Below are 14,445 nucleotides of genomic sequence, written 5' to 3' on the forward strand. Positions count from 1 at the left end.
GGCGTGCTGTCCCGTGAACCTCCCCAAGGGCCTTGCCTACCTGCGCCGATCACCCGAAGACGAGCTCGCGCCAGGTGACTCCGCCGTCGGTGGTGCGGTACACGGCGGACCCGCCCTCGGCGTCGGGCAGGCCGTCCACGACCACGCCGACCCGTTCGTCCGGGAAGTCCAGATCGTTGAGGCAGACGCCGCGGCCGCTGAGCACGGTCGTCGTCCAGGTCGATCCGCCGTCGGCGGTGCTGTGCAGGAATCCGGTGCCGCCACCTTCCGCCGCGACGGTCGCCGCCGTGGGCGAAGCCGCGCTGAAGCTCTGGTCGATCCCGAGGGTGGGCGCCTGCGCCGTCCCGGTGAAATGCCCGCCGAGCTTCGGCGCGCGCCACAGCCGCCGGACGGTAGCGCCCGGTTGCGGCGTCCCCGGCCCCCCGCTGCACAGTGCCAGCACCTGTCCTCGCCGGACACCGCTCAACGAGGCCGAAGTGTCCGCCGGGCAGGGCGGCGGCGCGGCCGTGAAGGTCAGGCCGTCCGACGACGTCCAGTACTTCTGGACGCGGTGGTCCGCCCCCATCGAGACCTGGATCCCGCCGCTGGTCGCGATGTCGCCGTAGGTCGAAGAGCCGGTGACGGTGAAGCCCGGGACCGGCAGGAGTAACCGCGTGCCGGAGATCCCGGCGTACAGCGTCGTCGTCGACGGGGTACCGAATCCGGTGACCATCGCGAACACCCGCGGCCCAGATTCGGCGATCTTCGAAATATAGAAGGGTTCCCGCACGCCGGCGAGGCGGACCTCGGACCACTTGCCGCCGCCGTCGTGGCTGGCGAGCAGCCGGGTGCCGTCGGAAAGGAACGCGTCGCGCCCGTCGATCACCGTGAGTTTGACCTGATTGTGGTTGTCCGGCAAGGAGATCGGCGGATCACCGACGCGGCGCCACCGCTTCCCGCCGTCGGTGGTCGCCAGCAGCGAAGCGCACCATCCGGGTTTCCCGCACGGCGAGAACCCGAGGACGAATCCGTGCCGCGGCCCGGTCCAGCTCGTCGACGCGGGGGCGAAACCCTCGGGCACCGGCGAGCCGGCGGCGGCGGGCGGGGTTAAGACGGCCAGGGCGGTCAGTGCGGTGGCGGCGAGCGCGGCCCACCGGTTCGGCTTCATGACCACGGGACGTCCGGCCCCCGCCCCGGTTGCCCGCCGTTCGGGGTGAACCCCCAGATCATCTCCGGTACTCTCGCAAACCTTGTTTCGCCCGGGGCCGGACCGGGTATACGGCGTTCGGCCGGTGAGACGGAGGTAGCACCGATGGACGACGCGGGTGCGCGTGCTGGTGGTGATGAGGAAGAAGACCCCGGGACCACTCAGCGCCGGTTCAGCCTGAACGTCCACGACCCGGACCATCTGCCGCGCAGGCTCGCCGGCCGGTACGAGGTCCGTGAGCTGCTCGGCCGCGGCGCGACCGCGCGCGTCTTCCGCGCCTGGGACCTGCGCGAAGGGCGGGAAGTCGCGCTGAAACTGTTCCACGCGGACACGATGGCCAGGGACGAGCGCCGCCGGGAGCAGGAGATCCAGACCCTCAGCGCGGTCCGCCACCCCGGCCTCGTCCCGCTGTACGACGCGGGCTCCGACGACGGCTACACCTACCTCACGATGCGCCTGGTCGAGGGCCCGAACCTGGCCCAGCGCCTGCGGTCCGGCCCGCTTCCCCAGGACGAGGTCGTCGAGCTGGCCGCCCGGCTGACCGACGCGCTCGCCCACGTCCACGCGCACGGCATCACCCACCGTGACCTGAAACCGGCGAACATCCTGATCGACGGCGACGGCCCGTTGATCGGCGACTTCGGCGTGGCGCACGCCTTCGACGCGACCAGGGTGACCGAAACCGGCGGCGTCGTCGGCACGGCGGCGTACATGGCGCCCGAACAGGTCCGCGGCGAGAACGTCGGCCCGCCCGCCGACATCTATTCGCTCGGCCTCGTCCTGCTCGAATGCCTGTCCGGTGAGCGGGAGTACACCGGGACGCCGGTCGAGGCCGCGGTCGGCAGGCTGCACCGGCCACCCCGGATCCCCGGCGGGCTGTCGGTGACCATGACGACCTTGTTGCGCGGGATGACCGCGCGGAAACCGGCGCAGCGTCCGACGGCCGCGGCCATCTCCCGGATCCTGCTGGAGGATTCCACCGGGACGAAGGTGGTCCGTCTCGCGCCCGCCACCCGTAAGCGGGCGGCGGTGGTCGCCGCCGTCAGCGCGCCCGCCGCAGCGATCACCCTCGGTGTCATGCTGGCCCTCAACCAGACGGGTACGCCCGCGCCGGCGCGGCCGGAAGGGATGCTTCCCCCGGCGGTGACCAGCACGTCGGGACCGGTGGCAGGCCCGGGACCGCAGGTTTCGGAGGCCGTCGAGGTGCCCACCCGCGGCCCGAAGGCGAGCAACGGCACCGTCGTGGTGACCGAAGCGGTCCCGGCTTCCGGCGCGGATCCGACAGGCGCCCGGAGCACCGAGGCCACCTCGGCACCGAGGGACACGACCGCCGCCAGCGACCGGCAGAGCACCTCGGGCAAGCCGAGCAAGACCAAGCCCGGCCCGCCGGCGACGAAGAGCAACAAGCCCGGTCCACCCGGCTGAGCGACCGCACGGTACGGGTGTCCACTGTGGACGATGATGGGAGACGGCGATGACCTACATCAACGACCCGCGAGAGCCGCAGGAAGAAGAGATCGTCGAACGGACACCCGGCAGGATCCGCGTCGTGCGGGTCGTCAACGCCGTCGTCCACGCGGTGTGCTGGATCTCCGCGCTGGTGCTGATCGTGCACATCCTGCTGGTGTTCGGCGAAGCCAACCCGGGGAACGGGTTCGCACAGCTGATCGACCAATGGTCGCGCGCCGTCTCACTCGGCCTGCGGAACCTGTTCACCCCGGACGGCCTCAAACTCCGCACCTTGTTCAACGACGGTCTCGCCGCGTTGCTGTGGCTGATCATCGGCGGCGTGGTGACCGACCTGGTCTCGCGGATCGGCCTCCCCGGCCCGAAGCGGGTCTGGTACCGGCGCTCCCTCAGTTGAGCGAGCCCGGTCTCGCCTCCGGGGCGTCACCCGCCTGAGCCTGTTCGGCCTGCGCGTCGGTGACCTCCGGGGCGGCCGTGGTCTCCGCGGGCTCCGTCCGTTCCGGCTGGTGCTCGGTCTCGAAATGCTCACGGCACCAGCGGCCGTAGCGTCTGGCATGCACGGTCATCGCGGCACCTCCTTCCCCGCCACCACGATCCCCCACTTCTGTGACGCGCGCCACTCGTTTATCCGGCGAATCGGGTGACGATCTCGGCGCAGAACGCGGGCAGGTCGTCCGGATTGCGGCTCGACGTCAGGTTGCCGTCGGTGACGACCTCCTGGTCGACGACGGTTCCGCCGGCGTTGCGGATGTCGGTGCGGATGCTGGGGTACGACGTGAGCGTGCGGCCGCGGACGACGTCGGCCTCGACCAGCGTCCACGGCCCGTGGCAGATCACGCCGACGGGTTTGCCGCTGTTCACGAAGTCGCGCACGAAGCGGACCGCGTCCTCGTCGGCGCGCAGATTGTCCGGGTTCATCGTGCCGCCGGGCAGCACGAGCGCGTCGAAGTCGGCGACCGTGACGTCCTTGACGACCCGGTCGACGGTGAACTTCTCCGCCTTGTCGATGTCGCCGTTCATGGCCTGGATCTCGCCGGGCTCCAGCGAGACGACTTCGGCCGTCGCACCGGCGTCGGTGACCGCCTTGCGCGGCTCGACCAGCTCGACCTGTTCCACGCCGTCCGCGGCGAGGATGGCCACGCGGCGTCCGTTCAGCGATGTCGCCATCGGGTTCCCTCCTGGGGTCGTAGTCGCTTTCGGACTACCCCGGACCGCGACCGCCGAACCATGGGTATGAACTCCCGCCGCGGCGGGTATCTGCCCGCATGCGACTTCGGCGAGCGGACCTGGCGTCCCCCGGTATCCGGAGGCGGCGCAGAGGTCGTGGCTTCGGCTATCTGACCCCGGACGGCGAGCCGCTGAAGGACGCGGAGACGATCGAGCGGATCAACGCGCTCGCGATACCGCCCGCGTGGTGGCGCGTGTGGATCTCCCCGCACGAGAACGCCCACATCCAGGCGGTCGGGATCGACGACGCCGGACGGAAGCAGTACCTCTACCACCCCGAATGGCGACGGGCCCGGGACGAGGAGAAACACGATCGCGTCCTCGCGCTGGCGCGGAAGCTGCCCAAGCTGCGCGAGACGGTCCGGGAAGATCTCGACTCCCGTGGCCTGAAACGGGAACGCGTGCTCGCCGGCGCCCTGCGGATGATCGACCTCGGGGTCTTCCGCACCGGCGGAGAGAGCTACGCCGACGAGCACGGCACCCACGGGGTGGCGACGTTGCTGTGCGAGCACGTCGAACTCCGCGGTGAATGCCTGGTGTGCGACTACCCCGCGAAGCACGGCATCCAGCGGAAGGTCCGGCTGCGGGACGAGTCCCTGGTGCGGCTGGTCCGCTCCCTCCGGCGGGTGCGGGGCGGCAACGTGCGCCTTCTCGCTTACCGCAGCGGTGACGGCTGGCACGAGGTGAAAGCGGACGACATCAACGACCGGCTCCGGGAAATCGTCGGCGACGGTTTCACCGCCAAGGATCTGCGCACCTGGAACGCCACCGTCCTGGCCGCTTCGGCCTTCGCGGACACCGAAAAGCCTTCCAGCGAACGAGGATTGAAGCGGGTCGAGAAGGCCGTGATGACGGAAGTCGCCGAGGGGCTCGGCAACACGCCCGCCGTGGCGCGACGGTCCTATGTGGACCCTCGGGTGGTCGAGGCGTACCGGCGGGACCTGACCGTCGCCCGCGCGGTACGGCGAGCCGCGAAGGCGGACAGTCCCGACGAGGCCCGCGACATCGTGGAGCGGGCGGTGGTGCGGCTACTGAACGGGGCGTGAGGCTTCGATGGCGAGGACGGCGATGTCGTCGTGCGTTCCGCTGCCGAGCCATTCCCGCACCGCGGAACGAACCCGGGCGACGACCTCGCGGCCGGACATCCCCCGGCAGCCCGCCAGCAGGTCACGCAGCCGTTCGTCCCCGAACAGGTCCGACGGTCGCTCGTGATGCCGCGCTTCGGTGATCCCGTCGGTGTAGAGCAGGCAGACGTCGCCCTCGGCCAGCCGGATGGCGGTCTCGGCGAACCGGGCCTGCGGGGAGATCCCGACCAGCGTGCCGGGCAGGGTGATCTCGTCGACGCCGCCGCGGCGGCGCACCACCAGCGGCGCCGGATGCCCTCCGGAGGCCAGGGTGACGCCCAGATCGTCTTCGCCCGCCAGCACCGAACCGAGCACCAGCGTGGCGAACCGGCCGCTGCCGCCGGTGATGAGCAGGGAGTTCAGCAGGCTCAGCAACGTCGTGTTGTCGTGCTCGACGAGGTCGAGCGCGGCGAGGGTCTGCCGGACGCGGCCGGTGAGCGCGGCCGCCTCGGCCCCCTTGCCGCAGACGTCGCCGAGGACGAACATCGCGCCGCCGCCTTCACGCGGCAGGACGTCGTAGAAGTCGCCGCCGACGTCGAGCAGTCCGCCCGACGGCTCGTACCAGACGTCGAACTTGGCGCCGTGGACGTCCGGGGGCGGCGTCGGGCGCAGCGTGGTCTCCAGGCCGCGCGTGGCCTCTTCCTGGCGGGCGTAGCGGTGCGCGTTCGCCAGTGCCGTCCCGGCGGCGCGGGCGAACTCGGTCACCGCCCGCGGGTGGTCCTCGCCGAACGCGGGCGCGCCGCGCCTGCCGAGCACCACCGCGCCGGTGACTCCTCCGGAGCCGCCGTCGAAGCCCAGTGAGACGACCGTCACCGACGAATGGACGGCGAGCCGTTCCGCGACGATCGCGGGCAGGGCCGCGATCTCCTCCTCCGGGACCGCCTTGGCTTCGAGTTCGTCCGTGGAGGCGAAGGTGCCGGCGAGTACCGGGGCCAGCTGGGCGGGGACACGCCTGATCCGGCCGTGCCCGTGGGTGGTGCGGTGATCGCAGCTCCACCACTCCCACCGGCCGCGAGTGGTCGGCAGCAGCACGAAGACACAGTCCGCGAGTTCGGCCGCGGCGACCTCGGCGATCACCTTCGCCGTCCCGTGCCTGCCCCGCGCGGAGGCGAGCCTGGGCGCTGAAGCGGCGAGGAAACCGTCCACGCGCGGGCCGTCGGCCGCGACCGCCGAGGTCACCGTCCACGCGTGCCAGCCGCCGGGCAGCGTCCGGATCCGCGCCGGGAACCGGCGGCCGGTGTGCTCGACATGCCCGACGTCGGGGCCTTCCGCGGTGAGCACCGGGCGGCCGCCGCCGAACAGCTCGCGGGCGGCGGGATTCGACCAGCGCAACGCGCCGCCGACGTCCTGCACGAGCACCGCGTCACGGACGTCTTCGAGCAGCTCACGCCAGAACCGCCCGGATTCGGGCAGGGCTCCCTCGCTCGCCGGGGGCGACGACTCCGAGGGGAGCGACGTCGAGGCCGGGGCGGGCCGTGACACCATTCCCGGACCTCCTCCTGCCTTGCGGGTAGCGCAGTGTGAGCGGGCGGACTGGCTCGAAGTGTAGGTCGAATCATGGCACGCTGATGCGACGACCATGGCTTGGCATGCGTGGTGGAGAGGGTCGACACAGATGACACAGCACTCCCAAAGGGACCGGATCCCCGTGGAAGGTGGTGGCGGCCAGGTGGACGAAGCGACCCTGGAACGCCTGCTCGCGGCGGCTCGTGACCTCGGGGACGGCAACTTCCGCCGGCGGCTCGTGGCGCACGGCGACGGGCTCGCGGCCCAGCTCGCGGGCGCCTTCAACGACATCGCCGAGCGGAACCAGCGGCTGGTGACCGAACTCCTGCGCGTCCGCGAAGCGGTCGGCAAGGAAGGCAGGCTGACCGAGCGGGTGGCGGCCGAGATCGGCCCCGGCGGCTGGGCCACCGCGGTCGACGTCGTGAACGGCCTGATCGAGGACGTGAGCAGGCCCACGGCCGAGCTCAACCGCGTCCTCGGCGCGGTCGCCGAGGGCGATCTGTCCGAGCCGATGCCCCTGGAAGTCGGCGGGCGGCCGCTGCAGGGTCAGTTCGCCGAGGTCGCGAAGACGGTCAACGGCCTGATCAAACAGCTGTCGCGGTTCGCGACCGAAGTCACCAGAGTGGCCCGCGAGATCGCCACCGAAGGACGGCTCGGCGGCCAGGCCGAGGTCCCGGGCGTGGCGGGCACCTGGCGTGATCTCACCGACAACGTCAACGTCATGGCCAGCAACCTGACCGACCAGGTGCGCAACATCGCCCAGGTCACCACCGCGGTGGCGCGGGGCGATCTGACCCAGAAGATCAACGTCGACGCGCGCGGCGAGATCCTGGAGCTCAAGAACACCGTCAACATCATGGTCGACCAGCTTTCGTCGTTCGCCGACGAAGTGACCCGGGTTTCCCGCGAGGTGGGTAGCGAAGGCCGTCTCGGCGGCCAGGCGCAGGTCCCCGGCGCCGCCGGCACGTGGCGCGACCTCACCGACTCGGTCAACCTGATGGCGGACAACCTGACCGACCAGGTCCGCAACATCGCCCAGGTGGCCACCGCGGTCGCCCAGGGCGATCTCTCGCAGAAGATCAACGTCGACGCCAAGGGCGAGATCCTCGAACTCAAGAACACGCTGAACACCATGGTCGACCAGCTGTCCTCGTTCGCGGACGAGGTCACGCGGGTGGCGCGCGAGGTCGGCAGCGAAGGCCGTCTCGGCGGCCAGGCGACCGTGCCGGGCGTGGCGGGCACCTGGCGCGGGCTCACCGATTCGGTGAACCAGATGGCCGACAACCTGACCGACCAGGTCCGCAACATCGCCCAGGTGACCACCGCGGTGGCGAAGGGCGACCTGACGCAGAAGATCACGGTCGACGCGCGCGGCGAGATCCTGGAGCTCAAGACGACCGTCAACACGATGGTCGACCAGCTTTCGTCGTTCGCCGACGAGGTCACGCGGGTGGCGCGCGAGGTCGGCACGGAAGGTCAGCTCGGCGGCCAGGCGCAGGTGCCGGGTGTCGCCGGGACGTGGCGCGACCTCACCGGGTCGGTCAACTTCATGGCGAACAACCTCACCGCGCAGGTCCGGAACATCGCCCAAGTGGCGACGGCGGTGGCGAAGGGCGACCTCTCGCAAAAGATCGCCGTCGACGCCAAGGGCGAGATCCTCGAACTGAAGAACACGCTGAACACCATGGTGGATCAGCTGTCGGCGTTCGCGGACGAGGTCACCCGCGTCGCCCGCGAGGTCGGCAGCGACGGGCGGCTCGGCGGCCAGGCGCAGGTGCCCGGCGTGGCCGGGACGTGGAAGGACCTCACCGACAACGTCAACTTCATGGCGAAGAACCTGACCGACCAGGTCCGGAACATCGCCCAGGTGACCACGGCGGTGGCGAAGGGCGACTTGACGCAGAAGATCATCGTCGACGCGCGCGGCGAGATCCTGGAGCTCAAGAACACCGTCAACATCATGGTCGACCAGCTCTCGGCCTTCGCCGACGAAGTCACCCGGGTGTCCCGCGAGGTCGGCACCGAGGGCAAGCTCGGCGGCCAGGCGCAGGTGCGCGGCGTCGCCGGGACCTGGAAGGACCTGACGGACAACGTCAACGTCATGGCCACCAACCTCACCGACCAGGTGCGCAGCATCGCGACGGTGACGACGGCGGTGGCGAACGGCGACCTGTCGAAGAAGATCTCGATCGACGCGCAGGGCGAGGTCGCGGTCCTCGCCGAGACGATCAACAGCATGGTCGAGACACTGCGCGCGTTCGCCGACGAGGTCACCCGCGTCGCCCGCGAGGTGGGTACGGAAGGCATCCTCGGCGGCCAGGCCCGCGTGCCGAACGTGGCGGGCACGTGGAAGGCGTTGACGGACAACGTGAACGTCATGGCCGACAACCTGACCGGCCAGGTCCGCAGTATCGCGACGGTGACCACCGCGGTGGCGCAGGGCGATCTGTCGAAGAAGATCGACATCGACGCGCGCGGCGAGATCCTCGAACTCAAGACCACCATCAACACGATGGTCGACCAGCTCTCGGCCTTCGCCTCCGAAGTCACCCGTGTCGCCCGCGAGGTCGGCACGGACGGCACGCTCGGCGGCCAGGCGGAGGTGCCCGGTGTCGCGGGCACGTGGTCGCGGCTGACCGAAAGCGTGAACCAGCTGGCCGGGAACCTGACCACCCAGGTGCGGGCGATCGCGCAGGTGGCGACCGCGGTGACCGCGGGCGATCTGACCCGGCACATCACCGTCGACGCGTCCGGGGAGGTGGCCGAACTCAAGGACAACATCAACCAGATGATCGCGAACCTGAAGGAGACCACCCGCGCGAACCGCGAGCAGGACTGGCTCAAGACCAACCTGGCCAGGCTGTCCGCGCTGATGCAGGGTCACCGCGATCTCGCGTCGGTGGCGTCGCTGATCCTGTCCGAGCTGACCCCGCTCGTGTCCGCGCAGCAGGGCGCGTTCTTCCTCGCCCGCGAAGACGAGCAGGAAGAGGTGGTCCTGGAGAGCATCGCGACCTACGGGCTGGCGAAATCCCAGACGGGGCTGCGGTTCTCCCCCGGCGAGTCGCTCATCGGGCAGGCCGCCGTCGACCGTCGCACGATCCTGGTCCACGAAGCCCCGCCGGAGTACGCGCTCATCTCGTCCGGGCTGGGTTCGGCCGCTCCCGTGAACGTGATCGTGCTGCCGGTGCTGTTCCAGGGTGAGGTGCTCGGCGTGCTGGAACTGGCGACCATCAACGCCTTCAGCACCGTCCACATCGACCTGCTGGAGCAGCTGAAGGAGACGATCGCGGTCAACGTCAGCACCATCCAGTCGAACTCGCGCACCGAGGCGCTGCTGACGGAATCCCAGCGCCTGGCACAGGAACTGCGCGCCCGGTCCGAGCAGTTGCAGGCGCAGCAACGGGAACTGCGCCGGTCCAACACGGATCTGGCCGAGAAGGCGGCGCTGCTGGCGCAGCAGAACCGCGACATCGAGGTCAAGAACAGCGAGATCGAACAGGCGCGGCAGGAACTGGAAGAGCGTGCCGGGCAGCTGACCATGGCGTCGCAGTACAAGTCCGAGTTCATGGCGAACATGTCGCACGAACTGCGGACTCCGCTCAACAGCGCGCTGATCCTCGCGAAACTGCTCTCGGAGAACCCGGACGGGAACCTGACCGAGAAGCAGGTCCAGTTCGCGCGGACGATCTACTCGGCGGGCAGTGACCTGCAGCAGCTGATCAACGACATCCTCGACATGGCCAAGGTCGAGGCCGGTCACCTGGACCTGCAGATGTCGGACGTCACGCTGCCCGAACTGGTCGAATACGTCGAATCGATCTGCCGTCCGCTCACTTCGGACAAGGGCCTGGAGTTCGCCGTCCTGATCGACCCGCCGGTGCCTTCGTCGATCCACACCGACGAACACCGCGTACAGCAGGTGCTGCGGAACCTGCTGTCCAACGCGGCGAAGTTCACCGACGAGGGCGGCGTGCGCCTGCACATCCGGATGGCCGATCCGGGCGAGGTCGAAGCCGACTCGCTCCGCAACGCCCCCGGCGTCCTCGCGTTCGCCGTCGAGGACACCGGGATCGGCATCGCGCCGGACAAGCTCGCGATCATCTTCGACGCGTTCCGCCAGGCCGACGGCACCACCAGCCGCAAGTACGGGGGCACCGGGCTCGGCCTGTCGATCAGCCAGCAACTCACCGAACTGCTCGGCGGCGAACTGCGCGTCCGCAGCGAACCCGGCAAGGGCAGCACCTTCACCCTGTACCTGCCGGTGAGCGCGTCGAACCTCGTCGTCCCGACCACCGCCGCGGCCGGCGGTGTCCCGCTGATCATGGCGGTGCCGCAGGTGGCCCCCTCCGCGCCGGCACAGCGGTTCCACGGCGAGAAGATCCTGATCGTCGACGACGACCTCCGGAACGTCTTCGCGCTGGCCGCCGTGCTGGAACGCAACGGCCTGGAGGTCATCTACGCCGAGACCGGCGTCGCCGGCATCCGGGCGCTGGAACGGCACGAGGACACCGCGCTCGTCCTGATGGACGTGATGATGCCCGAACTGGACGGCAACGCCACGATCACCGCCATCCGCGCGGAGGCCGCGCACGAAGACCTGCCCGTGATCGCCGTCACGGCGAAGGCGACCGCGGAGGACAAGGCGCGGACGCTCGCTTCGGGCGCGGACGACTACGTGACCAAACCGGTGGACACGGACAAGCTGCTGGACCTGATCGCCGCGCACCTGGAGGCGGATGCCGCGTCCAGCGGCCTCTCGCAGGCCGTGGCGGGCGCCGGTGACGACTCGGACGCCGGCACGGACTGAGCGCTTGGGGCGGGTGCGGTCCTCGACGACTGTGTGGATTTTGGGACGTCAGATGACCCAAAATCCACACGGTCCCGCGAGACTGTCCCTGTCACGACCGGGCCCCGGGGCAGGTAAGAGCCTGCGACCGAGATCACTGAACACAGGTGACCCCAGAGTCCGGTCGGGCCACGGGCCGGCAAGCACTGTCCCCGACTCTCATGACCCACGTCAGCCCCCGCCGTCCTGAAGGTCACCTTTGGGCCGTTAGAGGTCTCAAAGGTGCCCCTCGGGACACCCGGACTTGGCCTGGACGCGAAAGAACCCGCAGGCCAGGCGCCTGCGGGTTCGAATGTAGAGCTATGGAGCGGGTGACGGGAATCGAACCCGCGTAGCTAGTTTGGAAGACTAGGGCTCTACCATTGAGCTACACCCGCGTGCCCCCGGAGTACCGGGTGCGAAAACAGCTTAGCGTGACCCGCTAGGCTGTGCGCACACCCCCCGGGAGATCGGGGAAGTCACGGGATGTGGCGCAGCTTGGTAGCGCATCCGCTTTGGGAGCGGAGGGTCGCAGGTTCAAATCCTGTCATCCCGACCCTAGGCCTTTGGCCTGCATGAACACCCTCTTTCGAAGCGGCGGAGCCGCTTCGGGGGCTAGTGCGACGCTCAGTGACACTCCGCTTTGGGGATTTCACATGCCGCCTCGTACGGCCTCGCCGCCGAGCAGAACGCGACCTAAGGCCTGTTCGATGTCGATCAGGTCTGATGCACACTGTGCTCGTGGATCCGGGCGAGGCGGCGCGGCGCAAGGCATTGCGCAACGCGTACAAGGAGCAGCAGCGTGTCGCCGCCTGGAATGCTCTGGGGCTCGATCGTGCCGAGCTGGACGCGTTGTACGACTGGCTGGATGAGCGGCTTGGCGTCGAAGGCTGTGACCACAGCCTCCGGCTGACCGAGGTGTGGGCGTCGGAGCGGGGTATGGAGTGGCCGGTGCTCCGGGAGGCTCTCGGGGACGCCGGCGGGTATTGCGACTGCGAGGTCTTGGCCAACACGGACCCGGACNGGCTGGATGAGCGGCTTGGCGTCGAAGGCTGTGACCACAGCCTCCGGCTGACCGAGGTGTGGGCGTCGGAGCGGGGTATGGAGTGGCCGGTGCTCCGGGAGGCTCTCGGGGACGCCGGCGGGTATTGCGACTGCGAGGTCTTGGCCAACACGGACCCGGACCAGACGGCGTAGGCCCTAGCGCTTCGGCGAGTTTTCGTCGCACATCGGGTAAAGCACGGCCTCCGCGCACGGCGCACAGTCGCTCGACGCGGACCGGCGACATCGACTGTGTGGATTTTGGTGCGTTGGATGACCCGAAATCCACACGGTCCCGCGTGACCGGACCGATCACGACGGGTGTGTGGAAGTAGGGACACTCAACGTCCCTGTTTCCACACACCCCTCACTCCGAGTCGGCGGCGGACCCGTCCAGGCAAGATGAGGATCATGGAGATCCGCCACGCCCGCCCCACCGACGCTCACGCCGTGACCGCCCTCCTCACCGAGCTCGGTTACCCGGACAACGACGAGACCGACGTGCGCGGACGGCTCGAACGCTGGGCCCGCCATCCCGAGGGTGCCGCGTTCGTCGCCGAGGCGGACGGCGAGGTGGTCGGTGTCGTCGCGGTGGTCGCGATCCCGCTTCTCGAGCGGCCGGGGTCCGGCGGGCGGATCGTCGCCTTGGTGGTGGACGAGACGAAGCGCGGAACCGGCATCGGACGCGAGCTGGTCGCCGCGGCCGAAGCGGAGGCGTTGCGCTTGGGCTGCGACACCATGGAGGTCACCAGCTCCCGCCACCGGACTGCCGCGCACGCCTTCTATCGCGCGCGGGGTTACGAGGATCGCTGCGAACACAGCGCCAGGTTCATCCGACGGCTTGCTCCCGGATACTGAGAGCCCTAGGCCCACCGGCACCCGCTTGCGAACATCGGCACCGTGACCGGCAGGCGGAGCGCCAGTGCCAGCGCGGTGCTCCGCGTGGTGCTGGACGAAGGGACGATCGCGCGCAGCACCATCGCGCGCCGCACCGGGCTGAGCGCCGCGGCCGTCACCGGGCATGTGGCGGAGCTGATGCGCCGCGGGTTCCTCACCGAGCTGCCTGAGGTCGCCGGCGCGGTCGGCAGGCCGTTCGTGCCGGTGGACCTCGACACGGAACGATTCGTGGTGTGCGGGGCGCATGTCGCGGTCGACCATCTCACCGTCGGGCTGCTGGATCTGCGCGGGAAAGTGCTGGCGCAGCACGAAACCCCGCATCACGGCGCCGAACCCGCCGTGCAGGCCGCGCAGATCGCGGAACTGCTCGACGACCTCCTCGTCGGACACGCGCCGGAGCGGACGCCGCTCGGGCTGGGGGTGGCGACCGGCGGCTGGGTCGACGAGTCGTCGGGGACCGTGGTGGAGCACGGTCTGCTCGGCTGGCGCGGGGTCCCGCTGCGGGATCTGCTCACCGAGGTCACCGGTCTCGACGTCCGGGTCGACGGGCATTCGCGGGCGCTCATCCACGCCGAACGCCTGCTGGGGCAACCGAGGGCGCGCCGCAGCGTGGTGCAGTTGTTCACCGGCAACGTGGTCGACGCCGCCTTCGCCACCGGCGACACCGTCCATCATGGGCCGCGGTCGGCGGCGGGAGCCGTCGCGCATCTGCGGGTCGACGACAGCGAGGAACCTTGCCGCTGCGGGCGATCCGGCTGTCTCGAAGCCACCGTTTCGGAGCGCACGGTCGCACGCAAAGCCGTCGAAGCGCAACTCGTCGAAAAACCGATCTTCGCCGATGTACTCCGTTTGGCGGCGTCGGGCAACAAAAGCGCCGTCACCCTTTTCCATGAACGCGCGAGAATCATCGGACAGGCCGCCGCATTGCTCTTCGACGTCCTCAATCCGGAAATCCTCATTGTGCTCGACCAGAGTGTACGCGACGTCGAAGGCTGCCTTTCCATGATCCGGGACGAGGTCTCGCAACGCTCGTGGATCTGCCAGTCACCTCAGGAAAACGTTGTGGCATCGAGCTTTCAGGGAACCGAACTGGCGACCGCCGGTGGCGCGGTCATGCTGAACGCCCTCTACGAGGATCCGCTTTTCACCGACCTCGCCAACGCCTCCTGAAT

General features: G+C 69.7%; 11 protein-coding genes and 2 tRNA genes. 8 read left to right on the forward strand and 5 right to left on the reverse strand.

What is annotated here, in order from left to right; translation table 11 throughout:
* Positions 1–49: 49 nt before the first annotated feature.
* On the reverse strand, positions 50–1,147 hold the full coding sequence (locus ACXIZN_RS22625) for a hypothetical protein (RefSeq protein WP_457956731.1): 1,098 nt from the start codon (positions 1,145–1,147) through the stop codon (positions 50–52).
* A gap of 144 nt (positions 1,148–1,291) precedes the next feature.
* Here ACXIZN_RS22625 and ACXIZN_RS22630 point away from each other — a divergent pair, with 144 nt between their 5' ends.
* Together ACXIZN_RS22630 and ACXIZN_RS22635 are read left to right on the forward strand one after the other, a co-directional pair.
* Positions 1,292–2,611, forward strand: coding sequence for a protein kinase domain-containing protein (locus ACXIZN_RS22630; protein WP_457956732.1), 1,320 nt, complete (start codon positions 1,292–1,294; stop codon positions 2,609–2,611).
* Positions 2,612–2,660: 49 nt separating this feature from the next.
* Positions 2,661–3,050 (forward strand): hypothetical protein, encoded by a 390-nt coding sequence (locus tag ACXIZN_RS22635; RefSeq protein WP_126729796.1) that lies wholly within the window; start codon positions 2,661–2,663, stop codon positions 3,048–3,050.
* Here ACXIZN_RS22635 and ACXIZN_RS22640 read toward each other — a convergent pair.
* On the reverse strand, positions 3,043–3,219 hold the full coding sequence (locus ACXIZN_RS22640; protein ID WP_457956734.1) for a hypothetical protein: 177 nt from the start codon (positions 3,217–3,219) through the stop codon (positions 3,043–3,045). The genes ACXIZN_RS22635 and ACXIZN_RS22640 overlap by 8 nt on opposite strands.
* Positions 3,220–3,277: 58 nt before the next feature.
* Positions 3,278–3,820 (reverse strand): type 1 glutamine amidotransferase domain-containing protein, encoded by a 543-nt coding sequence (locus ACXIZN_RS22645; RefSeq protein WP_126729798.1) that lies wholly within the window; start codon positions 3,818–3,820, stop codon positions 3,278–3,280.
* A gap of 98 nt (positions 3,821–3,918) precedes the next feature.
* On the opposite strand from ACXIZN_RS22645, the gene ACXIZN_RS22650 reads away from it, so the two are divergent.
* Positions 3,919–4,926 carry a DNA topoisomerase IB gene (locus tag ACXIZN_RS22650; RefSeq protein ID WP_457956736.1) on the forward strand — a complete coding sequence of 336 codons (1,008 nt, stop codon included), beginning with the start codon at positions 3,919–3,921 and terminating at the stop codon, positions 4,924–4,926.
* Here the strand turns inward: ACXIZN_RS22650 and ACXIZN_RS22655 are convergent.
* Entirely contained in the window at positions 4,909–6,489 is a 1,581-nt protein-coding gene (locus ACXIZN_RS22655; RefSeq protein ID WP_126729799.1) for a SpoIIE family protein phosphatase, read from the reverse strand. The genes ACXIZN_RS22650 and ACXIZN_RS22655 overlap by 18 nt on opposite strands.
* Positions 6,490–6,619: 130 nt before the next feature.
* Between ACXIZN_RS22655 and ACXIZN_RS22660 the strand changes: the two genes are divergently transcribed.
* Positions 6,620–11,317, forward strand: coding sequence for a HAMP domain-containing protein (locus tag ACXIZN_RS22660; protein WP_457956738.1), 4,698 nt, complete (start codon positions 6,620–6,622; stop codon positions 11,315–11,317).
* A 342-nt stretch (positions 11,318–11,659) separates the two neighbouring features.
* Here ACXIZN_RS22660 and ACXIZN_RS22665 read toward each other — a convergent pair.
* Positions 11,660–11,733, reverse strand: a tRNA-Gly gene (locus tag ACXIZN_RS22665).
* Between the two features lie 84 nt (positions 11,734–11,817).
* Between ACXIZN_RS22665 and ACXIZN_RS22670 the strand changes: the two genes are divergently transcribed.
* The 4 genes from ACXIZN_RS22670 (at position 11,818) to ACXIZN_RS22685 (ending at position 14,443) form a co-directional block, all read left to right on the forward strand.
* Positions 11,818–11,891, forward strand: a tRNA-Pro gene (locus tag ACXIZN_RS22670).
* A gap of 170 nt (positions 11,892–12,061) precedes the next feature.
* Positions 12,062–12,532 (forward strand): DUF2695 domain-containing protein, encoded by a 471-nt coding sequence (locus ACXIZN_RS22675; protein ID WP_457956740.1) that lies wholly within the window; start codon positions 12,062–12,064, stop codon positions 12,530–12,532.
* A gap of 255 nt (positions 12,533–12,787) precedes the next feature.
* The gene (locus ACXIZN_RS22680) at positions 12,788–13,234 is read left to right on the forward strand and encodes an N-acetyltransferase family protein (protein ID WP_457956741.1); all 447 of its coding nucleotides are present in this window, start codon (positions 12,788–12,790) and stop codon (positions 13,232–13,234) included.
* A gap of 42 nt (positions 13,235–13,276) precedes the next feature.
* Positions 13,277–14,443, forward strand: a complete 1,167-nt coding sequence (locus ACXIZN_RS22685; protein ID WP_457956743.1) for an ROK family protein — start codon at positions 13,277–13,279, stop codon at positions 14,441–14,443.
* The last annotated feature ends 2 nt before the right edge of the window (positions 14,444–14,445 follow it).

This window comes from Amycolatopsis sp. TRM77291, from assembly GCF_054166285.1.